21 protein-coding genes and 1 other annotated feature are annotated in these 22773 nt (G+C 47.5%); of the genes, 20 read left to right on the forward strand and 1 reads right to left on the reverse strand.

The features are described 5' to 3' along the window. Nucleotides 1-22: 22 nt before the first annotated feature. The 13 genes from ftsZ to MHB46_RS24060 all read left to right on the forward strand — a co-directional run bounded on the left by ftsZ (nt 23) and on the right by MHB46_RS24060 (nt 12507). Nucleotides 23-1147, forward strand: coding sequence for a cell division protein FtsZ (gene ftsZ / locus MHB46_RS24000; RefSeq protein WP_341163630.1), 1125 nt, complete (start codon nt 23-25; stop codon nt 1145-1147). 188 nt (nt 1148-1335) lie between these two features. Further along, the gene (spoIIGA, locus tag MHB46_RS24005) at nt 1336-2322 is read left to right on the forward strand and encodes a sigma-E processing peptidase SpoIIGA (RefSeq protein ID WP_341163631.1); all 987 of its coding nucleotides are present in this window, start codon (nt 1336-1338) and stop codon (nt 2320-2322) included. A gap of 106 nt (nt 2323-2428) precedes the next feature. Then, on the forward strand, nt 2429-3169 hold the full coding sequence (sigE, locus tag MHB46_RS24010) for an RNA polymerase sporulation sigma factor SigE (protein WP_254350270.1): 741 nt from the start codon (nt 2429-2431) through the stop codon (nt 3167-3169). A gap of 96 nt (nt 3170-3265) precedes the next feature. Next, nucleotides 3266-4048, forward strand: a complete 783-nt coding sequence (sigG, locus tag MHB46_RS24015; RefSeq protein WP_007431182.1) for an RNA polymerase sporulation sigma factor SigG — start codon at nt 3266-3268, stop codon at nt 4046-4048. Between the two features lie 118 nt (nt 4049-4166). Further along, a complete protein-coding gene (locus MHB46_RS24020; RefSeq protein ID WP_445667601.1) occupies nt 4167-4505 on the forward strand; it encodes a YlmC/YmxH family sporulation protein in 339 nt (112 codons plus the stop codon). An 82-nt stretch (nt 4506-4587) separates the two neighbouring features. After that, complete coding sequence (pgeF, locus tag MHB46_RS24025) at nt 4588-5472, forward strand: peptidoglycan editing factor PgeF (RefSeq protein ID WP_341163633.1); 885 nt, start codon at nt 4588-4590, stop codon at nt 5470-5472. 8 nt (nt 5473-5480) lie between these two features. Continuing rightward, on the forward strand, nt 5481-6182 hold the full coding sequence (locus MHB46_RS24030) for a YggS family pyridoxal phosphate-dependent enzyme (RefSeq protein WP_061828505.1): 702 nt from the start codon (nt 5481-5483) through the stop codon (nt 6180-6182). Then, nucleotides 6173-6625, forward strand: coding sequence for a cell division protein SepF (locus MHB46_RS24035; protein ID WP_013311078.1), 453 nt, complete (start codon nt 6173-6175; stop codon nt 6623-6625). The genes MHB46_RS24030 and MHB46_RS24035 overlap by 10 nt, the downstream gene beginning before the upstream one ends. Before the next feature lie 7 nt (nt 6626-6632). After that, a complete protein-coding gene (locus tag MHB46_RS24040) occupies nt 6633-6890 on the forward strand; it encodes a YggT family protein (RefSeq protein ID WP_023989436.1) in 258 nt (85 codons plus the stop codon). A gap of 8 nt (nt 6891-6898) precedes the next feature. Further along, nucleotides 6899-7681 carry a YlmH family RNA-binding protein gene (locus tag MHB46_RS24045; protein ID WP_341163634.1) on the forward strand — a complete coding sequence of 261 codons (783 nt, stop codon included), beginning with the start codon at nt 6899-6901 and terminating at the stop codon, nt 7679-7681. 172 nt (nt 7682-7853) lie between these two features. Beyond that, complete coding sequence (locus MHB46_RS24050) at nt 7854-8363, forward strand: DivIVA domain-containing protein (RefSeq protein ID WP_023989434.1); 510 nt, start codon at nt 7854-7856, stop codon at nt 8361-8363. Nucleotides 8364-8525: 162 nt separating this feature from the next. Further along, nucleotides 8526-8805, forward strand: a binding site (T-box leader). A 79-nt stretch (nt 8806-8884) separates the two neighbouring features. Then, complete coding sequence (gene ileS, locus MHB46_RS24055) at nt 8885-11974, forward strand: isoleucine--tRNA ligase (protein ID WP_341163635.1); 3090 nt, start codon at nt 8885-8887, stop codon at nt 11972-11974. Nucleotides 11975-12114: 140 nt separating this feature from the next. Then, entirely contained in the window at nt 12115-12507 is a 393-nt protein-coding gene (locus MHB46_RS24060) for a DUF5665 domain-containing protein (RefSeq protein WP_250268823.1), read from the forward strand. A 22-nt stretch (nt 12508-12529) separates the two neighbouring features. Here MHB46_RS24060 and MHB46_RS24065 read toward each other — a convergent pair whose 3' ends face one another. Next, complete coding sequence (locus MHB46_RS24065) at nt 12530-13264, reverse strand: TraR/DksA C4-type zinc finger protein (protein ID WP_043882260.1); 735 nt, start codon at nt 13262-13264, stop codon at nt 12530-12532. 236 nt (nt 13265-13500) lie between these two features. On the opposite strand from MHB46_RS24065, the gene lspA reads away from it, so the two are divergent. The 7 genes from lspA to carB all read left to right on the forward strand — a co-directional run bounded on the left by lspA (nt 13501) and on the right by carB (nt 22743). After that, on the forward strand, nt 13501-13992 hold the full coding sequence (gene lspA, locus MHB46_RS24070; protein WP_023989430.1) for a signal peptidase II: 492 nt from the start codon (nt 13501-13503) through the stop codon (nt 13990-13992). Between the two features lies 1 nt (nt 13993). Further along, nucleotides 13994-14965 (forward strand): RluA family pseudouridine synthase, encoded by a 972-nt coding sequence (locus MHB46_RS24075; protein ID WP_341163636.1) that lies wholly within the window; start codon nt 13994-13996, stop codon nt 14963-14965. 504 nt (nt 14966-15469) lie between these two features. Further along, complete coding sequence (gene pyrR, locus MHB46_RS24080; RefSeq protein WP_023989428.1) at nt 15470-16036, forward strand: bifunctional pyr operon transcriptional regulator/uracil phosphoribosyltransferase PyrR; 567 nt, start codon at nt 15470-15472, stop codon at nt 16034-16036. Beyond that, nucleotides 16033-16947 (forward strand): aspartate carbamoyltransferase catalytic subunit, encoded by a 915-nt coding sequence (locus MHB46_RS24085; RefSeq protein ID WP_023989427.1) that lies wholly within the window; start codon nt 16033-16035, stop codon nt 16945-16947. Before pyrR ends, MHB46_RS24085 begins: the two co-directional genes overlap by 4 nt. Before the next feature lie 58 nt (nt 16948-17005). Beyond that, nucleotides 17006-18328, forward strand: a complete 1323-nt coding sequence (locus tag MHB46_RS24090; protein WP_341163637.1) for a dihydroorotase — start codon at nt 17006-17008, stop codon at nt 18326-18328. 61 nt (nt 18329-18389) lie between these two features. Next, complete coding sequence (carA, locus tag MHB46_RS24095) at nt 18390-19526, forward strand: glutamine-hydrolyzing carbamoyl-phosphate synthase small subunit (RefSeq protein ID WP_025718621.1); 1137 nt, start codon at nt 18390-18392, stop codon at nt 19524-19526. 1 nt (nt 19527) lies between these two features. After that, entirely contained in the window at nt 19528-22743 is a 3216-nt protein-coding gene (carB, locus tag MHB46_RS24100) for a carbamoyl-phosphate synthase large subunit (RefSeq protein WP_341163638.1), read from the forward strand. Nucleotides 22744-22773 lie beyond the last annotated feature (30 nt).

Consider the following 22773-nt stretch of genomic DNA (forward strand, 5'->3'; position numbering starts at 1 on the left):
ATTGAGGGGGAGATGGAATAGTATGTTGGAATTTGATTTTGAAATGGAGAGCTTGGCTCAAATTAAAGTGATCGGCGTCGGAGGCGGCGGCAGCAATGCGGTTAACCGAATGATCGAGAATGGTGTTCAGGGTGTGGAGTTCATTACAGTCAATACAGATGCCCAGGCACTTCATTTAGCAAAGTCTGAGCATAAGCTTCAAATTGGGGATAAGCTGACCCGCGGTCTGGGTGCCGGCGCTAACCCCGATGTGGGTAAAAAAGCGGCTGAAGAGTCGCGTGAGCTCATTATGAATACGCTCAAAGGTGCGGATATGGTATTCGTAACGGCGGGAATGGGTGGCGGTACTGGAACCGGAGCGGCTCCTGTCATTGCTGAAATTGCCAAGGAATGCGGCGCGCTGACTGTAGGCGTGGTAACCCGACCCTTCACGTTTGAAGGGCGTAAGCGTTCCAATCAAGCTGAACTTGGTATTGAAGGATTAAAAGAAAAAGTAGACACTTTGATTGTAATCCCGAATGACCGTTTGCTTGAAATTGTGGACAAGAAAACCCCAATGTTGGAAGCATTCCGTGAAGCGGACAATGTTCTGCGTCAGGCGGTTCAAGGTATTTCAGATTTGATCGCTGTACCGGGTCTAATCAACCTCGACTTTGCTGACGTTAAGACGATCATGACGGAGCGTGGCTCCGCTTTGATGGGGATTGGCGAAGCAACTGGTGAAAATCGTGCGGCTGAAGCAGCACGCAAGGCTATCATGAGCCCGTTGTTGGAGACATCCATTGAAGGTGCTCGTGGTGTGATTATGAACATCACTGGCGGCAACAACCTGTCCTTGTATGAGGTTAATGAGGCAGCTGAAATTGTAACATCGGCTTCCGATCCGGAAGTAAACATGATTTTCGGTGCTATCATTGACGAAGAGTTGAAAGAAGAGATCAAGGTTACCGTCATTGCCACTGGCTTTGAAGGCAAGCCAAGTCAACCGGCACCGGGACGTAAACCGGCAACCAACCCGGCTACTTCCGAATCGGCGGAAAAAGGCTCTCCTAACTTGCGTCCATTTGGTAACACTCAAAGCAGTGACCAATTAGACATTCCTACATTCTTACGTAACCGTTCGCGCAATAATAATAACGATAACTAGTTTCAATTCGGATTGCCCGCATTCTCCCTGGAGATGCGGGCTTCTTTCTGTTTTCCGTATCCTGCAGTTCAGGCGCTTCTCCTCTTTCCGACAAAATTAGTCGGTCACCGTCCCCACCGTTAGACAGACTTTGAACAGCATGACTACTATACTTAATCCTATCCTGCAAACGCTGGGCGGGTGAAGCCTTGGTTGTTTATATCGATTTGATTTTTTTGGCCAATTTGTTCATTGATGCTGTGTTGCTGATGGTCACCGCTTGGATGAGAAAAATCCGTCTAGTGTGGTGGAGGTTGATGACTTCGGCTGGAATCGGCGCAATGTATGTGGTCATGATGTTTGTGCCGGAACTGTCCTTTTTATTTACGTTCCTGATCAAACTGGCATTATCGGTCATAATGCTGCTGGTGGCTTTTGGATTTGGCAGCATGCAAAAGTATCTTCGTACAATGGGTGCTTTTTACATGATCAATTTTGTAGCTGCAGGTGGCATTTTGGGGATGCATTATTTTCTCCAAAATACGGGGGAATTGTTTAACGGCATCTGGTACACCGCTTCGGGTGGAATGTCCTTTGAACTCAAAATCGCATTCTGGTTTATTTTATGCGCATTTGGCGGAGTGATGCTTTTCTTTCGTATTGTGCAGTCCTCAAAGCAGCGCACAGAAAGGATGAGTGGGTTTTTGGGACAAGTGCAGGTATGGATTGGGCAGGATCATATTGAGTGTACAGGCTTGTTGGATACAGGTAATCAGCTCTATGATCCTTTGACCCGAACCCCGGTGATGGTCATGGAGGCGGCCTTGTGGGAATCGCATTTGCCTGCCTCTTGGCTCCGAAAATGTTCTGAGGGTAATGCTGACCAACTGGTGATGGAACTGGGGGACGAACCGTTTAGCTGGCAGGATCGTGTTCGTCTCGTCCCGTATCGTGGAATTAACCGCAATCATTCCTTTATGCTCGCCCTTAAACCAGACCGGGTAGAGGTGGTGATGAATGGGGTTCATTTTGTACATCATCGAGTGTTGATTGGCTTGGACGGGGGGACATTGTCGGCAGAGGGTAAGTATCGCGCCATCATCCACCCGGATGTGACGGCACAAGAAGAGGGCAGTGCTGATACCAACCAGAAACAAGATGCACATATTGGTGAGCATTTTACAGAATCAGGATGACGGAGCATAAACACAAAATGATGTTTGAAGGCGACGAGAAATATCCAATGGTGAAATGGACGGAGCACAGCTGGAATAGCACTATTTTTAAAAGGGGGAGAATGATATGCGGGAACAGATGAAATTGAAGATGAGAATTAGGTTAGCATTGCAATTGCAATATTATCGTATTTTATTTTTATTTGGGCTGAAAAGTGAAGAAATTTATTATATTGGCGGCAGCGAGGCGCTCCCCCCACCGCTGACGAGAGACGAAGAAGAATATTTGCTGGGAAAACTTTCTTCTGGAGATGCGGCAGTACGGTCGATGCTAATCGAAAGAAATTTGCGGTTAGTCGTATATATTGCCCGTAAATTTGAGAATACGGGCATCAACATTGAGGATCTCGTATCCATCGGTGCTATTGGACTAATCAAAGCGGTTAACACTTTTGATCCAGAGAAGAAAATCAAACTTGCCACATACGCCTCTCGATGCATTGAGAATGAGATTCTGATGTATTTGCGTCGCAATAGTAAAACGAGAACGGAAGTTTCTTTTGATGAGCCTCTCAATATTGACTGGGATGGTAACGAGTTGTTGCTTTCTGATGTGATGGGAACGGAAAATGATACCATTTACCGTAATATTGAGGAGCAGGTGGACCGTAAATTATTGCATAAGGCACTGGATAAATTGACGGATCGAGAGCGTTTGATTATGGAGCTGCGCTTCGGCTTACAAGACGGAGAGGAGAAGACACAGAAGGATGTTGCTGACCTGTTGGGTATCTCGCAATCGTATATTTCGCGTCTGGAAAAGCGAATTATAAAGCGCTTACGAAAAGAATTTAACAAAATGGTATAATGCATGGGTATATCCGGAAGCGATGGAAACGGCGAATAAAAAAATGCCCTCAGGAGATAATGTACATTAATGTTGCTCCTTGGGAGGTAAGACACGATGACCCGAAACAAAGTGGAAATTTGCGGTGTGGATACCGCCAAACTGCCGGTATTAACCAATGCAGAAATGCGCGAGTTGTTCACATCACTTCAGCAAAATAATGAACGATCAGCCAGAGAAAAATTGGTCAACGGCAATCTCCGGCTCGTCCTGAGTGTGATTCAACGATTTAACAATCGGGGAGAGTTTGTGGACGATTTGTTTCAGGTAGGATGTATCGGCCTAATGAAGGCGATTGATAATTTTGACCTTTCGCAAAACGTAAAGTTCTCCACTTATGCGGTGCCGATGATTATCGGAGAGATCCGCCGTTATTTGCGGGATAACAATCCGATCCGTGTGTCTCGTTCGTTACGGGATATTGCATATAAGGCGCTTCAGGTGCGGGACAGTCTGACGAATCTGAACTCGCGAGAACCAACGATTTTTGAAATTTCAGAGGCACTGAATGTGCCTAAAGAAGACGTTGTGTTCGCGTTGGATGCGATTCAGGATCCGGTTTCGCTGTTCGAGCCGATATATCACGACGGGGGCGACCCAATCTATGTGATGGATCAGATCAGTGATGACAGAAATAAAGACGTCTCATGGATTGAGGAAATCGCTCTGCGGGAAGCGATGCATCGCCTGGGCCAGCGTGAAAAGATGATATTGTCTATGCGTTTTTATGAAGGAAAGACGCAAATGGAGGTTGCCGACGAAATCGGTATCTCTCAAGCCCAGGTTTCAAGATTAGAGAAGTCGGCTATACAGCAAATGCAAAAACATGTAAAGTCCTAATGAAATGAATGCTTGAATGATCCAGCGATAAAAGCGATCCTACTCGGATCGTTTTTGCGTTTACAGGACATTTTTTGGGCTCTTCCGCTCATATAGTGAAATAAAGGATGTGATGCGTGTGAGTGCACCGGAAACGTCAGTAAGAGCAATGAAAATTTCCGAGTTTCAAACCAAGGATGTCATTAACATTGTAGATGGACGACGCCTCGGACAAATCAGTGATTTGGAGATTGACGTGCGGCAGGGGAAAATTGAAGCTATTGTGGTTCCAGGCAGCAGTCGTTTTATGGGCTGGTTTGGAGGCGGAAGCGAGTTGGTCATTCCGTGGCGCAACATTGTGAAAATTGGTTCGGATGTTGTGCTTGTACGACTGGAAGGATTGCAAGGGCCGCCGGGTGAAGGGGAAGAAAAGTTGTATATCGAACGTCAAGAGCGGAGTGACCGAAGGGGCTTCTGAACTTGCAGATCTACGTATTTTAGTGTGTTGTGAAGACACGGCGGCGGCTTTTTGGTACACTGGGCAGTAGAGGTGAGAATGAATGGAACCATTTGTAGTGAATACCGAGGTTACGGGGGCAAAGCCAATGCAAGATGGCGGGCGTCCCGTACCGGAGTTGTTATATATTCAATCTTGGGAGCGACAGGTTCAGGGATTAACAGCTGGTTTTACAGGTCGTCATGGCGGTGTCAGTGAGGTGCCCTACGCTAGTCTGAACTGTGCGTTTCATGTAGGGGATGACCCCGAGAAAGTCATTCGTAATCGGCAGCTCATTGCTGAGCAGCTTGGTTTTGCTGCTGAAGCATGGACGTGTGGTGAGCAGGTTCATGGTCATCATGTTGCTGTAGTCAAGGCTGCTGATCGCGGGCGGGGCTTTATGGATCGTGCATCCGCTTTTCAGGACACAGATGGACTTTTGACGAATGTACCTGGCATTTTGCTGACGTCCTTTTATGCAGACTGTGTACCATTATATTTTTGTGATCCAGTGCGCCGTGTGATTGGGTTGGCGCATGCAGGCTGGAAGGGAACCGTTGCGGAAATTGCATTGAAAATGGTACAGACCATGCAGAACGAATATGGATCTCAGCCGTCTGATATACTAGCAGCTATCGGTCCTTCTATTGGTTCTGAATCCTATGAGGTGGATGAGTACGTGATGAGCCAAATTCAGGTTTTGGAGCATGATTGCCCGGGTAATGATAAATGGGAAGGTTCTGTTTACTTCCCCTTAACCGACGGAAAAACACTACTTGACTTGAAACAATGCAATCGACACATTATGATGAAAGCAGGAATATTGCCGAGCCATATCGAATGTACTACCTTATGCACGAGTAGCCGTAGCGATTTGTTTTTTTCATATCGCAAAGAAGGCGGCGTCACAGGAAGAATGGCGAGTTGGATTGGTCTGGAAGAGAGGTGAGTCCTCCCGTGTCTTTGGAGGAACGAATTAAAGAAGTGAATGCCCGTGTAGAAGCGGCATGTGCCCGTAGCGGGCGTTCGCGTGATGAAGTTAATGTGATCGCTGTCACGAAATATGTTTCGGCAGCGACAATGACATCAGTATTGGATAGCAACTTGGAGCATGTGGGCGAAAATCGCTGGCAGGATGCTGCGGATAAATGGAGCAAGTTGGGTGACCGGGGAACGTGGCATTTTATTGGTCATCTCCAAACGAATAAGGTTAAAGATGTGATTGGAAAATTTAAATTTATACATTCGCTTGACCGCTTATCGCTCGCTCAGGAATTGGACAAGAAAGCAGCCGCTCTGGGATTGCGAGTTAAAGCTTTTGTGCAAGTCAATATTTCTGGAGAAATGTCCAAATATGGCTTGTCCTCTGAGGCGGTTGCCCCCTTCTTGGAACAAATTCGCGAGTTGGAGCATGTGGACGTGATTGGCTTGATGACGATGGCTCCTCATGAAGAAGACCCGGAAAAAACTCGGCCTGTGTTTCGGGGATTGCGTGAATTACGGGATACGTTAAATGGACAAGCCTTGACCAGAGAACCCATCGTTCACTTGTCAATGGGGATGTCCAATGATTTTGAAGTGGCAGTTGAAGAGGGAGCGACCTGGCTGCGGCTTGGTTCCGTACTGGTCGGACGAGAGGAGGATTTCCATTGGGCGTAATGAATAAGTTCATGAACTTTCTGGGGCTTCAGGAAGAAGAGGAAGTTATAGAGCGAGAGGTTATGAATACGCCGGAAGATCAAGAAATTGAAACCCCAAGCTTTGATAAACGTAAGAACCAGAAGGGCACTAATGTTGTCAGCATCCATTCACAGAAAAATGTGAAAGTTGTCCTGTATGAGCCGCGTTCTTATGATGAAGCACAGGAAATTGCCGACCATATCCGTTCCCATCGCACCGTCGTAGTTAATTTGCAACGAATTCGCAAGGATCAGGCGCTGCGCATTATTGATTTTTTGAGTGGTACTGTGTATGCACTGGGTGGTGGTATTTCCAAGGTCGGGAATAATATTTTTCTGTGTACACCAGATACGGTTGAGATTCAAGGCTCTATTACAGAAATACTGGCTGACACTGAACAAGAACTTAACAGAATGAGGTGAACTTTTCTTGATCGAGGTAATTTACTGGCTATTTCAGATTTATTCGTACATGATCATTGCATATGTTCTGCTATCTTGGCTTCCTAATGCCAGAGAGAGTGTAATTGGTGATTTACTTGCCAAGTTTGTGGAGCCCTATTTGTCTCCTTTTCGCAGGTTTATACCGCCAATCTTCGGGATGATTGATATTTCGCCCATCGTTGCGCTGATTGCTCTGCGTTTTGCGTCGTACGGTTTGATTTCTTTAATTGGTAATTTCGTCTAGGAGGAGTTATGCGAACTGAGATTTATGAGCATTTTCACCCGGATGAACGGGACTATGTGGATCGCGCTTCCGAATGGATCAGTCATGCGGGAGCTTATCATGAGCAGAAGCTGACTGATTTTTTGGACCCGCGCCAACAGTACATATTGGAGACACTTGCTTCGAAGGAAGACAAGGTCACGATTAGGGTAGATGGCGGATACATGGCTTCGGAACGAAAGCGGGCGCTGATTGCGCCCGATTATTCGTATTTGGACGGTGAGGAGATGGGGATTCAGGTCCTTTCCATCACATCTGACGATCATAAAATAGGTACCCTTGAGCACGGTGATTATCTAGGTGCCCTACTGGGACTTGGAATCAAACGTGGGAAAATCGGGGACATTCATGTACTGGATGATGGGTGCCATGTATTGGTAGCTTCAGAGATCGGTGATTTTATGACGATGCATTTGCAGCAGGTACATCGTGTTCATGTATGGACAGAACTATTGCCTGTAGCGAGTCTGCGAACGAAGGAAGTTGCATTAGAGGCGCTAGATCTGACGGTCGCTTCTTTGCGCTTGGACGGTATTGCCAGCGATGTGTACAAGCTAAGCCGCAGTAAAATATTAACACCGATTCGGGCGGGACGGTGCCGGGTAAATTGGAAGGTGGAGGAGAATCCATCTACTCCACTTAAAGCGGGGGACGTTATTTCCATGCAGGGTTTTGGGCGTTTCAAAGTGCTTGAAACAGACGGGATGACAAAAAAGGGAAGATGCCGTGTCAAAATTGGTAAGTTTGTATAGCAGTAGGCAGGAATCACGAGCTTTCTGTCGAAAGAATTAAGCTATAGCGAAGAACTGGAACGATTTTGCTCTGTACAGTATTCACAAAACGGGGTATGATGACCGATAGATGATAGTGAGCGTCGTGACGCGGAAAATGTATTTTTTGTCAATCTTATAGGAGGTGGACGGCATGCCATTAACGCCATTGGATATACATAACAAGGAATTTGCCCGCCGGCTTCGCGGTTATGATGAGGATCAGGTTAATGAATTTTTGGATCAGGTGATCAAAGATTACGAGGGCGTTATTCGTGAAAATAAAGAACTGAGCACCGAGTTGTTAAACGTACAGGAGAAGCTCGATCATTTCGCGACGATTGAGGATACGCTGAGTAAGACGATTATCGTAGCGCAGGAAGCCGCAGATGAAGTTCGTAACAACGCCAAGAAAGAATCCCAACTGATCGTGAAGGAAGCGGAAAAAAATGCGGACCGTATTGTGAACGAAGCATTGTCCAAATCCCGCAAGATCGCGTTGGAGGTTGAAGAACTGAAGAAGCAGGCATCGATTTACCGAGCACGGTTTCGTACACTGGTGGAAGCACAGCTTGACTTGTTAAGCCAAGACGGCTGGGAAGCACTTGAAAACCGGGAACGCGAAGTACTGGAGCGCGAGCGTGAGATGAAAGAAATTTACTAATTTCATTTCTGACAAGCTTTTATTAGGCTTTGTTAGGGTTGACTTTTATCTTTAAACAGGCTATAACTGTAAATACTATACTGAATTCAATGATTATCCGTCTGTAGGCTGATGATTGTTATTCAAGGCAACGATGTTGCTGATTTCGATGAATTTAACATGTTTAATTCGTTGATGGGAACGAGTACGTCATGATTTGTCCCTCAGAGAGTTGGCCTTCCGGTGCAAGCCAACGTTCAGAACATGACCGAAGATCCTCCCGGAGAAGTGAGCTGAAGCGCTTAAGATTTATGGCGTGTGTAAGCAATCACCGTTTGCCATGCGTTATAATGGCGCCCTGCTGTAGTTGAGTGGGGCTCAGAGAGCCGTGATGAGACTGTATTTTTAATGGTCTGTTTTTACGGAATCAGGGTGGTAACGCGAGCACAGTCTCGTCCCTTTACAGGGATGGGGCTTTTTTTGTTGCTTTTTTTAGGAAATGCTAGAGAAATCAATGATGAGTAGAGAGGGAGTATGACGGTATGAACAGAGTGGATGTTAAAGAAAAAGCACGGTCTCGTGACCTACGCATCCTGAGCAAATGGAAGCAGGAGGACACATTCCGTAAATCCATCACAAATCGTGAAGGAAAGCCAAATTTTGTGTTTTATGAAGGCCCACCAACAGCTAACGGTAAACCGCATATTGGTCACGTGCTGGGCCGTGTAATTAAGGATTTCGTCGGTCGCTATCAGACAATGAAGGGATACCGCGTCGTACGTAAGGCAGGCTGGGACACGCATGGCTTGCCGGTAGAATTGGGTGTACAAAAGCAGCTGGGAATCTCCCACAAACCTGAAATTGAAGAATACGGCGTTGAAAAGTTTATTAAAAAATGTAAGGCGAGCGTGTTTGAGTATGAGCAACAATGGCGTGATTTAACCGAAGCGATCGGATACTGGACAGACCTCGATAACCCGTACATTACATTGGATAATAACTATATCGAGAGCGTATGGAACATTTTGGCGACGATTCATGAAAAAGATCTGCTGTATCGTGGTCATCGTGTGAGTCCATATTGCCCGGATTGTCAAACGACGCTAAGTTCTCATGAAGTAGCGCAGGGCTACAAAGATGTGAAGGATCTGAGCGCCACGGCTAAATTCAAGCTGCATAGCAGTGGTGAATATGTACTGGCTTGGACGACAACGCCTTGGACCTTGCCGAGTCACGTGGCGCTCGCCGTCAACCCTGAACTGGAATATGCACGTGTGAAGCAGGAAGACGGTGTATACATCGTTGCTAAAAATCTGGTTGAGGATGTAATTAAAGGCGATCATGAAGTGATTGGCACGCTATCCGGTTCAGAACTGGTTGGCCAAACGTATATCCCGCCATTTACGTATTTTCAGGTTGAGAAGGGTAATCAGATTCTGGGTGCGAAGTTCGTAACAGACTCCAGCGGTACAGGTATCGTTCATATGGCTCCGGCGCATGGTGAGGATGATTACCGGGTATGCCGTGAAAATGGTGTTGAATTCATCAACGTAGTGGATCTCCAAGGTAACTATGTAGAGGAAATCACTGATTTTGCAGGCCGTTTTGTGAAAGACTGTGATGTGGATATTGTTAAAATGCTGTCCGAAAAAGGTTTGCTGTACAGCAAGGAAAAATACGAGCATAGCTATCCGTTCTGCTGGCGCTGCGATACTCCATTATTGTACTATGCTATGGACAGCTGGTTTATCAAAACAACTGCGATCAAGGATCAATTGATTGCCAACAACAGCGAAGTCGAATGGTACCCGGGGCATATACGTGAAGGACGTTTTGGCAAGTTTTTGGAGGAACTGGTGGATTGGAACATCAGTCGTGATCGCTATTGGGGTACACCGCTAAACATCTGGGTTTGTGGAGAAACTGGAGAACAGTTCGCTCCACATAGTATTGCTGAATTGAGGGAACGTGCGATCGGCGATGTACCAGCGGACATCGAGCTGCACAAACCATATGTAGATGATATTAAGGTTCGTAGTCAATGCGGTAAATACGAAATGACTCGTACACCGGAAGTAATCGACGTATGGTTCGATAGTGGCTCCATGCCGTTTGCGCAGCATCATTATCCTTTTGAAAATAATGAAACGTTCGAGCAGCAATTTCCGGCAGATATGATCTGTGAAGGGATTGACCAGACTCGTGGCTGGTTCTATAGCTTGCTTGCGGTTTCGACTATGCTGACTGGCAAAGCTCCTTATAAAGCTGTCATGGCGACAGGCCATGTACTGGATGAGCAGGGGCAGAAAATGTCCAAATCCAAGGGTAATGTTATTGATCCGTGGGAAGTGATTGACGAGTATGGTACAGATGCTTTCCGCTGGGCATTGCTGTCAGATAGTGCACCATGGAATAGCAAACGTTTTTCCAAAGGCATTGTAGGTGAGGCTAAATCGAAGCTGGTGGATACGCTTGTCAATACACATGCTTTTCTGACCTTGTATGCGGATATCGACGGATTTGATCCGACACAGCATCCGTTCAAACCATCGGCTTATAAGTTGGATCGTTGGATTTTGTCCCGTCTGAACAGCCTGATTTTGGTAGTGGACAAAGCGCTGGCTGTAAATGACTTCCTGAACTCATCCAAAGCGATTGAGTCGTTTGTGGATGAGCTGAGCAACTGGTATATCCGTCGTTCACGCGACCGATTCTGGGGCAATGGTCTTACAGAAGATAAGCTGGATGCATACCGTACACTGACCGAAGTGCTGTTAACGACTGCCAAACTGCTTGCGCCGTTTACACCACTGCTTGCAGAGGATATTTACCTCAACCTAAGCAACGGGGAAAGTGTTCATCTAGATGATTATCCGACTGCCAATGAATCCTTGATCGATCTGGAACTGGAACGAGATATGGAAACGGCACGCCGTGTCGTCGAATTGGCGCGTAACGTCCGCAACGAAACGGGTTTGAAAACGCGTCAACCGTTGTCCGAGTTGATTCTGTCCATGGATCAGGACTTTGAACTGAGTGGCTATGAGGAAATCATCAAAGATGAGATTAACGTGAAGCATATTCATGTGGAGACGGACGATAGCGGCTTTGTAGATTTTACACTGAAACTGAATTTGAAAGTAGCAGGCAAGAAATACGGCAAAAATGTCGGTTTCCTACAAAACTTTTTCAAGGGAATGTCTGCTGAGGATACCCGTTCTGTTGTAGAAAAAGGAGTGTTAAACGTCGCTTCTCCAGAAGGTGAAGAACTGCAAGTTACGGCTGAAGAATTGCTGGTGGAGAAAAAAGCGAAAGAAGGCTTCGCTTCTGCTTCCGGTTATGGCTTAACGGTAGCGTTGAACACAGACATTACACCGGAGCTGGAGCAAGAGGGCTGGGTACGTGAAGTGGTTCGTGCGGTACAGGATTATCGTAAAAAACTGGATCTGCCGATTGAAAAGTATGTGGCGTTGACGTTGGATGTAGATAATGAGCTGCGTCTGGCCATCGAAAGCTTCGATTCTGTGTTGCGTGAGAACGTATTGGTTACTACTGTGACATTTGGTCAAGCCGAACCGGCAGAACATGTGGAAGTGAACGGTAAAACCATCGGCGTTCATATTGGGGAATAATTACAAGCCCCCTGTCCCATAATACAATAACAGGCAGCATATAAAAACGAGCCTAAGCATCGGAAACGGTTTTTCTCCGTTACGTGCTTCGGCTCGTTTGCTGCGTTCAGGGCAGCCATGGGAAAAGGGGGATTGTGCATATGACGGCACGATCAAGGCGTAGACAGGGAAGGAGTCTCCGAGGGGTAAACGGAGAAGGGGCTGCCATAGCCGCGGATAAAAGCAAAACAGGTAATCAGGCAGAGCAATTAAGTCGTGTTGAAAAGCTGATACGTGCTGTGTCAGAGCAGATGGAACGGACACGTATTGCAGATTACGCTTTGCTGCTGAATAAGCCTTGGCGATTACTCTGGCTAAATCTAATATCAGGCGTTTCCCGGGGAATCGGCATCGCGCTAGGTTTTACTTTTTTTGCCGCTACCATTATTTATGTGCTGCAAGTGCTCGGAGCGTTGAATTTGCCGATTATCGGTGATTATATAGCTGATATTGTACGGATCGTACAGCGACAATTGGAGCTTACCACCTATTAGGCAACGATCTCCACTTTGAAGTTCACGATTCGTCTTCGTGCGTATCCGGCTCCAGTAGACCTTCGCCCTCGCCATCTTCTATATAACGCTGATAAATGGAACTGCGAATAACAGATACATTTTGTCCATAAATGTCAGTAGCAATAAAGCTTTCGTATGGCTCTACGAAGCCCATATTATCATCGCCTGCTTCAATTTCCATATCATCATAACTGTGGATTTCTCCACTTTCGGCCATAGCTGGTGTGTTTGAGGTACCCCAATTTTCGACGATCTGCCAGGCATCTTCACCGTCGAAGCCGTTTTGATCATCACGCTCATCCAGACTCGTTCTGCCGAACGAGGGAGCGAGAAATTCTTCCTCCACTGGGCGGCGGTTAGACACTTCTGTTTCGGGACTGTACTCTTTACAGTAAATGGTATAGGGAACAGCCAGTAGGCGCTCATAGGGAATGGGTTTACCGCTGGCGGCACAAATGCCATACGTCCCTTTTTCCATGGCCATCAGAGCTGATTCGATGCGTTCTAATTGGAATTCGTCGTGCTCCAGTAAGGAAATATCCTTGGCTCGCTCGTAGGTTTCGGTAGCTAGATCTCCTGGGTGGTTATCAATAGGAGAAAGCTCGCCGGTTTGGTCGCGTTGGGAATCGCCGAGTCCGTAATGGTCGTTGTCTTGCAAACGATGCTCAATTTCTTTTTTGCGTTCCAGCAGTTCGTTACGCAAGCCCTGCAATTGTTGCTCCGTCAATGGGGACATGGAATCCTCTCCTTGTTCTAGGTTTACATGCGCATGCGTTGTGTCGAGTATGCTTCATGTAGTTTGCACCGGGAAGACCTCTTTTACATAGGAAATTCTAATCAAATGCGAAGGAGTTCATTTTATGGATGATCTGTGCTTGATAGCTTGCGGGTTTCGTGGACGATCTGAGAACGCTTATGCTACAATAAATGGGTTCAACAACGGATATAAGCGGATCGGAGTGACGAAGGACTGTGATTTATTTTGGTATTGCGCTAATTATTTTTTTGATTGATCAGGGAGTAAAATATTTGGTGGCTACGCGGATGGAATTGTACGAACAAATACCAGTCATCGGCAATTTCTTTTTAATCACCTCCCATCGAAATCGTGGAGCCGCTTTTGGGATTTTGGAAGGTCAACGTTGGCTTTTTATCGTGATTACAATTGTAGTGGTGATTGGTATCGTCTGGTACCTGCGAAAAACAGTCAAGGCTGGACAAAAGCTACTTCCTGTTGCGCTAAGTTTGGTGCTGGGGGGAGCAGTCGGTAACTTTTTGGATCGAGCTATTTCAGGGGAAGTAGTTGATTTTGCACAATTTAATTTTGGAAGCTATACGTTCCCCATTTTTAATGTGGCAGATTCGGCAATTGTCATCGGTGTAGCACTGATTATTTTGGATACATTGCTGGAATCGCGTCGGGAAAAGGGAAATGGCAATGATAGCATTGAAGGGAAGTCATAGCATGAGCGAAGTGAATGAAAACGGCGAAGCCTCAGGTCTATCTTATGAGGACGAACTGGAGGGTGAATCTCTGGAATGGACGGCCGATTCCGTGGATGCCAAGACGCGTATAGACAAATATATCGCCGAAAAAATGAAGGAAGTGTCTCGTTCTCAGATACAGATGTGGATCGGAAATGGTCGCGTGCTGGTGAACGGTACGGCGATCAAGGCGAACTACAAGCTGGCTGAAGGAGATCGTATTGTATTATCGGTACCGGAGCCAGAAAGTGTAGATATTGTACCGGAAAATATTCCGTTGGATGTCGTTTACGAGGACTCGGACGTTATTGTTATTAACAAGCAACGTGGTCTGGTCGTGCATCCTGCACCGGGACACTCTTCGGGAACATTGGTTAACGCACTGATGTACCACTGTCACGATCTTTCCGGCATCAACGGGGAATTACGTCCTGGTATTGTTCACCGTATTGATAAGGATACATCAGGACTGCTGATGGCGGCTAAAAATGATCAGGCTCACGCATCACTTGCAGCACAGCTTAAGGACCATAGTGTGACTCGGAAATATATAGCCTTAGTTCACGGTCATTTGAGCCACGATCAGGGAACGGTAGATGCTCCGATTGGCCGCGATTCCGGTGATCGCAAATTGTTCACAGTGACGGAACGTAACAGCAAGCATGCAGTCACCCATTTTCTCGTCATTGAACGGTTGGGGGATTATACCCTGCTTGAACTTCAATTGGAAACAGGACGCACACACCAAATTCGTGTTCACATGAAATTTATTGGACACCCATTGGTTGGCGACCCTATGTATGGGCGCAGCAAAGGGGTTCGTATGGATGGTCAGGCGCTGCATGCGGCGGTACTGGGCTTTAAGCATCCATCCACTGGAGAGTACATGGAATTCAACAGACCGATCCCTCCTGATATGGAGGATGTGTTAGCGTCCCTGCGTAGTCGCTAAAACAATGACAATTTGCATTCCTATTCACAAACCTGAATAAATTATTAAGTTAAACCGCCTAATTGGCGGTTTTTTTATTGTGGGATAAGGTATGGGTAAAAACAACTATGGATAATTATACAATGAAGTTGTATAATTATTAGAGTGCTTCCGGTGGTTCCGGTTGAACGGGTGTTGACACACGATTTTCAATCTGTCATACTTCTTGTAGTTGCGATGAACTTTGTCCAAGAGATGGCTAACCATCTCACACTATGAGAAGCAGGACAAAGGAAATCCTGAATAGCACCTTTAAATCAGTCCCGTGAGGCTGGCAAGGTAACGTGAATGGATCACTGATCAGTGCATCCGCTGCGGCGGTATGTCTTCAGTGTGTCCGAGAGATCGGAGAACAGTGGAAGACTGTTCACACGAGACTCCTTGCCAAACTTGGGCAAGGAGTCTTTTTTGTATCCGAACACGGGACCAGGTCTGAAGGGAACATCACCTGAGGAGGCTGGAAGCATGAGTCATGAAACACATGTACTGATGGATGAAATTGCGATTCGTCGGGCATTGACACGGATTGCACATGAAATTTTGGAGAAAAACAAAGGTATTGACGATTGTGTGCTAGTAGGTATTCGAACACGCGGAGTTCATCTGGCGCAACGCCTGGCTGAAAAAATTGCTGAGATTGAAGGCGCACCAATTCCATGGGGAGAGCTGGATGTCACAGCCTACCGGGATGACCGGAGCAGCGTAGCCGAAGCTAAAGGAAATGGAAAAGAGCTTTTGATGAATCCTGCTGACGTATCGGTTCATGATAAGAAAGTCATTCTCTTTGACGATGTGCTGTACACAGGCCGCACCATCCGCGCGGCGATGGATGCATTGATGCACTGCGGACGACCGCAAATGATTCAGCTGGCAGTGCTAGCAGATCGCGGACACCGTGAGCTTCCGATTCGTCCGGATTACATCGGCAAGAACATCCCGACCTCCAAATCTGAGGAAATCGTAGTAGCCCTTCAAGAGACGGACGGTAAGGACGAAGTGACAATCATTCAGAACCGGGGGGAACAGCTATGATCACAACAGCCAGTCAACTTAAAGAACGTAGCCTGCTCGGGTTAAAGGAACTTAGCCGAAATGAAATCGAGTCCATTCTGGATCGCGCTCATTATTGGGAATCTCAACCAGAAAAACTGGTTCCAGTACTGCAATCACGCTTTGCAGCCAACATGTTTTTTGAAAACAGCACTCGCACCCGCTTTTCTTTTGAGATGGCAGAGAAGCGGCTGGGCGCTCAGGTTTTGAACTTTTCCGCTGCGGCTTCCAGTGTGGAAAAAGGGGAGTCCATTTACGATACAGTACGTACGCTCGAATCCATGGGCATTGATGCAGGAGTCATCCGGTTAAAGCCAGCCGGGGTGCTGCAAGAGCTCGCTGAGAAGGTCAGCGTTCCACTGGTTAATGCAGGGGACGGCAACAATGAGCATCCAACGCAGGCTCTGCTGGACCTGTACACCATGCGAAAAACTTTCGGTGAGCTTAAAGGCTTGAGAGTATCCATCATAGGAGACATTCTGCACAGCCGTGTCGCTCGCTCGAATCTGTGGGCCTTGCAAAAATTCGGAGCCAAGGTTAGCTTCTGCGCTCCTGATAATATGCAAGCACCTGATCTTGCAGCGTACGCGCCTTATGTTCCGATGCAAGAGGCACTACAGGCGGACGTGGTCATGATGCTTCGGGTACAGCTGGAACGGCATGCCGAAGGGATGTTGCGCTCAGCGGATGAGTACCGAGAGCAGTACGGTTTGACAGAGAAAAGAGCAGCGAACCTGAAGCCCGGAACAATTATCATGCATCCAGCTCCAGTGAATCGGAACGTGGAAATTGATAGTGCGGTTGTGGAAAGCGAACAATCACGAATTTTTCCACAAATGGCAAACGGGGTTCCGATCCGCATGGCGGTTATGGAACGGGCAATGAAGCTGTAGAAGCTGTCAGTAGGATCGTAGGAAAAGTTGCAGAAAACTGAGCGGAGGAATATTTCAGATGAAACAATTAATTATGAATGCAAGCGTATTGAACGAGCAGGGCGAGGCTGAATTGAAATCCATCCTAATCGCCGACGGAAAGATTTTGGCTATTGCAAATGCGGATGCTGGAGTCAGCCTACTTATGGAAGAAGGGGCATCTGGGCAGGAGCGCGAAATCGAAAAGATCGACGCCCAGGGAAAACTGGTCATCCCCGGTTTAATCGACATGCATGTGCATCTGAGAGAACCTGGCTTTGAATATAAAGAAACAATTGAAACGGGCAGCCGCGCAGCGGTGAAAGGCGGATTTACGACGATTGCCTGCATGCCAAACACACGTCCAGTGACGGACAATGTTGACACAGTCCAGCTGGTATTGAAAAAGGGACAGGAAGCTGGGTTTGCCAAGGTTCTTCCTTACGCAGCCATTACGAAAAACGAACTGGGTCGTGAGCTGACAGATTTTGAAGCGCTCAAAGCAGCAGGTGCAATCGGCTTTACTGACGATGGTGTCGGGGTGCAAAGCGCGCAAATGATGAAGGACGCCATGGCGCGGGCCAAGGCACTGGATATGCCGGTTATTGCACACTGTGAAGATAACACGCTTGTTGAAGGAGCGGCAGTGACGGACGGCGAATTTGCCAAGCGCCACGGACTTAAAGGCATTCCGAACGAATCCGAAGCCATTCATGTCGGACGAGACATTTTGTTATCCGAGGCAACCGGGGCACACTATCATGTATGCCATGTCAGCACAGAGCAGTCAGTGCGGTTAATCCGCCACGCGAAATCTTTTGGTATCAAGGTAACGGCTGAGGTATGCCCTCACCACTTGGTATTGTCAGATGAGGACATCCCTGGGCTGGATGCGAATTGGAAAATGAATCCTCCGCTCCGCTCCCCACGTGATGTGCAGGCATGCATCGAGGGACTGGAAGACGGTACGATTGACATCGTCGTAACCGACCATGCAGCGCACAGTGAGGAAGAGAAGGCAAGAGGTATGGAGCTGGCGCCATTCGGGATCGTTGGATTTGAGACGGCCTTCCCGCTGTTGTACACGAAATTCGTAGCTACCGGACAGTGGACGCTGGACTTTCTGGTGCGTCGTATGACTGCTGATCCAGCGCGTGTCTTCCGCCTGGATACGGGACGCCTGGAAGAAGGAGCTCCAGCCGACCTGACTATGATTGATCTGGAGCAGGAGCAGGCAGTTGATCCGCAAACGTTTGTCAGCAAAGGACGCAACACTCCTTTTACAGGCTGGAAGCTCAAAGGTTGGCCTGTGAAAACTTGGGTAGATGGCAAACTGGTATGGTCTGCTGACGAAGCAAAATAAATAGAAACCACTAAAAAAATAGAACCTTATAGCAGGAAACAATATAGAGGAGTGAGACGGGATGCAGGCAAGATTGTTACTTCAGGACGGCACGCTGTTTACAGGCACATCATTTGGTGCGGAAGGTGATAAAACAGGCGAGGTCGTTTTCAACACAGGGATTACAGGCTATCAAGAGGTGCTGACTGATCCCTCTTACTGCGGACAAATCGTAACGATGACTTACCCGCTGATTGGCAATTACGGAATTACTCGGGATGACTTTGAATCGGTACGGCCTTATGTCCATGGCTTTGCTGTTCGACATTACGAGCCGGCGCCAAGTAACTGGCGTGCTCAATACAGCGTGGGCGATTTGCTGAAGGAATATGGCATCATTGGCATTAGCGACATCGACACCCGCATGCTTACCCGGATTATTCGCCATCACGGCACGATGAAGGGCATTTTGACGACTGGTTCCCAGCCGCTGGAAGAACTGAAAGAAATGATGTCTGACTTGACCATTGAAGAACTGCGCAATCAGGTTCCTATGACTTCCACACCTCATCCGTACAGCAGTCCTGGCAACGGAGAGCGGATCGTATTGATTGACTACGGTGCCAAAAGCGGCATTTTGCGCGAACTGAACAAACGGGACTGCGATGTAGTTGTCGTTCCACATGATACGACGGCTGAGGAAATTCGTCGCTTGGACCCAGACGGTATCCAGCTGTCTAACGGCCCTGGAGATCCAAAAGACGTACCCCATGCCGTTCGTACGGTAGCTGAACTGTTAGGGGAATATCCGATTTTCGGAATTTGCTTGGGACACCAGTTGTTCGCTTTAGCTTCGGGAGCGGATACGGAAAAGCTGAAATTCGGACATCGCGGTGGTAACCATCCGGTGAAAGAACTGGAGAGCGGACGCTGCTTTATCACATCACAAAATCACGGCTACACGGTGAATGAGGATTCGATCCAAGGTACTGAGCTTGAAGTGACGCATATTAATAACAACGATAAAACGATTGAAGGTCTTAAACATACCAAGTATCCCGCGTTTTCGGTGCAATATCATCCAGAGGCTGCACCAGGACCTTACGATAATGGCTACCTGTTTGACCGCTTTCTGGACATGATCCGTGAGCACAAAAGAAATCATCCAAAGCAACCGCGTCAGGCTGCTATCGCCGCCGCAGTGAGAGGAGAGCGCTAATATGCCGAAAAATACAGAACTTAAAAAAATACTTGTGATCGGTTCCGGTCCTATCGTCATTGGTCAGGCAGCAGAATTTGATTACGCTGGTACACAAGCTTGTCAAGCGCTCAAAGAAGAAGGCGTCGAGGTAGTACTGATCAACAGTAATCCGGCAACCATCATGACAGACACCAATATGGCAGACAAAGTATACATCGAGCCGATTACACTTGATTTTGTAACACAGATTATCCGTCAAGAGCGTCCAGATGGGCTGCTTCCTACGCTGGGAGGACAGACAGGTCTGAATATGGCAGTGGAACTGGCTCGCGCCGGAGTGCTGGAGCGTGAAAACGTCAAGCTGCTGGGAACTCAACTGAATTCGATAGAAAAAGCCGAAGATCGTGATCTGTTCCGTGATTTGATGCGCGAGTTGGAACAACCTGTACCGGAGAGTGTAATTGTAACAACCTTGGAAGAATCATTAGAATTTGCTAACGAAATCGGTTATCCAATTATCGTTCGCCCGGCTTATACGCTAGGGGGAACAGGCGGTGGTATCTGCTCCACAGAAGAAGAACTGCGTGAAACCGTCAGCTCTGGGTTGAGATACAGTCCAATCGGACAATGTTTGGTGGAAAAGAGTATTGCAGGTATGAAGGAAGTCGAATATGAGGTCATGCGTGACGGCAATGATAACTGCATCGTTGTCTGTAATATGGAGAACTTTGATCCAGTCGGCGTGCATACTGGCGACAGTATCGTCGTAGCTCCGAGTCAGACGCTGTCAGATCGCGAATACCAGATGCTGCGTTCCGCTTCTCTGAAAATTATCCGGGCCCTCAATATCGAAGGCGGCTGTAATGTACAGTTTGCGCTTGATCCGCACAGCTATCAATACTATGTAATTGAAGTAAACCCGCGCGTAAGTCGCTCCTCGGCGCTGGCTTCCAAGGCAACCGGATATCCAATTGCTAAAATGGCTGCCAAAATTGCACTGGGCTACACGTTGGATGAAATTGTGAATCCGGTAACGGGACAAACGTATGCTTGCTTTGAGCCAACACTGGATTACATCGTGAGCAAAATACCACGCTGGCCATTTGACAAATTCATTTCTGCCAACCGCAAGCTGGGCACGCAAATGAAAGCAACGGGTGAAGTCATGGCCATCGGACGCACATTCGAAGAGTCCATCCATAAAGCGGTACGGTCGTTGGAAATCGGTGTACACCGTCTGCATCTTAAGGGAGCCGAACAGCTGTCTGATGATGTGCTCAAGGATCGCCTGATTAAAGCAGATGATGAGCGGTTGTTCTTGGTAGCCGAGGCGTTCCGTCGCGGCTGGCAGCAGCAGGAGATTCAAGATTTGACGAAAATTGACTGGTGGTTCCTCGATAAGGTAGAGGGAATCGTCAAGTTCGAAGCCATCATCGCTGGAGAATCTGAGCTCACCTACGAAACACTCTATCAGGCCAAACGTAAAGGTTTTACCGACCGCTCTATCGCCGAGATTCGCAGTATGGGCCAAAACGACAGTATGACAACCGAGCGTGAGGTACGTGAATTCCGTCTAGCTCAAAACCTGCGTCCGGTCTACAAAATGGTAGATACGTGCGCAGCCGAGTTTGAAGCCACAACTCCGTACTACTACTCCTCTTACGAGGTGGAAAATGAAGTGATTCCATCTAGCAAAGAGAAAGTTATCGTACTCGGCTCTGGACCGATTCGGATCGGGCAAGGGATTGAATTTGATTACTCCACCGTACATGCGGTATGGGCTATTCAAAAAGCGGGCTACGAAGCAGTGATTATCAATAACAACCCGGAGACGGTATCTACGGACTTTAACACATCCGACCGCCTCTACTTTGAACCGCTCTTCTTCGAAGATGTAATGAATGTCATCGAGCAGGAAAAACCGATTGGGGTTATCGTCCAGTTCGGTGGTCAAACGGCCATTAATCTCGCAGCTCCGCTGAGTGCGGCAGGCGTGAATATTTTAGGCACGAGTCTGGAAAGTATCGATGAAGCGGAAGACCGGAAAAAGTTCGAACAACTTTTGTCTCGTCTGGCTATCGCACAGCCTAAAGGCAACACGGTCACATCGGTAGATGAAGCAGTAGGAACTGCACAGGCGCTAGGCTATCCGGTCCTGGTACGTCCATCCTACGTCCTGGGCGGGCGCGCTATGGAAATCGTGTACTCAGATACGGAATTGCTGCGGTACATGGAAGAAGCGGTTAAAATCAATCCAGAGCATCCGGTGCTTATCGACCGTTATATGCTGGGTACAGAAGTTGAGGTCGACGCCATCTGCGACGGCGAGACAGTATTGGTACCAGGCATTATGGAGCATGTAGAACGGGCCGGGGTTCACTCAGGTGACTCGATCGCGGTGTATCCACCACAGCACTTGTCTGCCGAGCTGAAACAAAAAATTGTGGAAATTACAATCAGCATCGCCAAGGAATTGAAAACGATCGGTCTAGTAAATATCCAGTTTGTTATTCATCAAGACGAGGTGTACGTGATTGAGGTTAATCCTCGCTCCTCGCGGACGGTTCCTTTCTTGAGCAAAGTAACGAATATCCCGATGGCGAATCTGGCCACTCAGGCTATTTTGGGCGGTAAGCTTAAAGATGCAGGTTATTCAGAAGGTCTTTGGCCTGAAAGTAATTATGTCTCGGTTAAGGTTCCGGTATTCTCCTTTGCCAAGCTGCGCCGTGTAGAACCAACACTGGGCCCGGAAATGAAATCGACAGGTGAAGTTATGGGACGCGACATTCAGTATGCCAAAGCCCTGTACAAAGGACTTGTGGGGGCTGGCATGAAAATTCCATCCACTGGGGCGATCATCATTACAGTGGCAGATAAGGATAAGGAAGAAGCTGTCGAGTTGATGCAGGGCTTTTACAGACTGGGCTATAAAATTATTGCAACAGGTGGAACAGCGGCTGCTATGGAGCAAGCCAACATTCCAGTGAACACGATCAATAAGCTGAGCGAAGGGAACCCGAACATCCTGGATATGATCCGTACGGGTGAAGCCAACTTTGTCTTCAATACGCTGACCAAAGGCAAAACGCCAGAGCGTGATGGATTCCGTATCCGCCGCGAAGCAGTTGAGAATGGCATTGTCTGCATGACCTCACTGGATACAGTACGCGCTTTGCTAAGAATGCTGGAAACGATCAATTTCACATCCGAATCCATGCCAGTCCTGAGCAAATAATGCGTTACGAATAGATGTGAGGAAATAAGT

The organism is Paenibacillus sp. FSL H7-0703, from assembly GCF_038003485.1.
GTDB classification, from domain to species: domain Bacteria; phylum Bacillota; class Bacilli; order Paenibacillales; family Paenibacillaceae; genus Paenibacillus; species Paenibacillus polymyxa_B.

Coding starts and splice junctions, on each gene's coding strand:
- ftsZ (WP_341163630.1), top strand. CDS start 23: ATGTTGGAATTTGATTTTGAAATGGAGAGCTTGGCTCAAATTAAAGTG.
- sigE (WP_254350270.1), top strand. CDS start 2,429: ATGCGGGAACAGATGAAATTGAAGATGAGAATTAGGTTAGCATTGCAA.
- sigG (WP_007431182.1), top strand. CDS start 3,266: ATGACCCGAAACAAAGTGGAAATTTGCGGTGTGGATACCGCCAAACTG.
- pgeF (WP_341163633.1), top strand. CDS start 4,588: ATGGAACCATTTGTAGTGAATACCGAGGTTACGGGGGCAAAGCCAATG.
- MHB46_RS24045 (WP_341163634.1), top strand. CDS start 6,899: ATGCGAACTGAGATTTATGAGCATTTTCACCCGGATGAACGGGACTAT.
- MHB46_RS24050 (WP_023989434.1), top strand. CDS start 7,854: ATGCCATTAACGCCATTGGATATACATAACAAGGAATTTGCCCGCCGG.
- ileS (WP_341163635.1), top strand. CDS start 8,885: ATGAACAGAGTGGATGTTAAAGAAAAAGCACGGTCTCGTGACCTACGC.
- MHB46_RS24060 (WP_250268823.1), top strand. CDS start 12,115: ATGACGGCACGATCAAGGCGTAGACAGGGAAGGAGTCTCCGAGGGGTA.
- MHB46_RS24065 (WP_043882260.1), bottom strand. CDS start 13,264: ATGTCCCCATTGACGGAGCAACAATTGCAGGGCTTGCGTAACGAACTG.
- MHB46_RS24075 (WP_341163636.1), top strand. CDS start 13,994: ATGAGCGAAGTGAATGAAAACGGCGAAGCCTCAGGTCTATCTTATGAG.
- pyrR (WP_023989428.1), top strand. CDS start 15,470: ATGAGTCATGAAACACATGTACTGATGGATGAAATTGCGATTCGTCGG.
- MHB46_RS24085 (WP_023989427.1), top strand. CDS start 16,033: ATGATCACAACAGCCAGTCAACTTAAAGAACGTAGCCTGCTCGGGTTA.
- MHB46_RS24090 (WP_341163637.1), top strand. CDS start 17,006: ATGAAACAATTAATTATGAATGCAAGCGTATTGAACGAGCAGGGCGAG.
- carA (WP_025718621.1), top strand. CDS start 18,390: ATGCAGGCAAGATTGTTACTTCAGGACGGCACGCTGTTTACAGGCACA.
- carB (WP_341163638.1), top strand. CDS start 19,528: ATGCCGAAAAATACAGAACTTAAAAAAATACTTGTGATCGGTTCCGGT.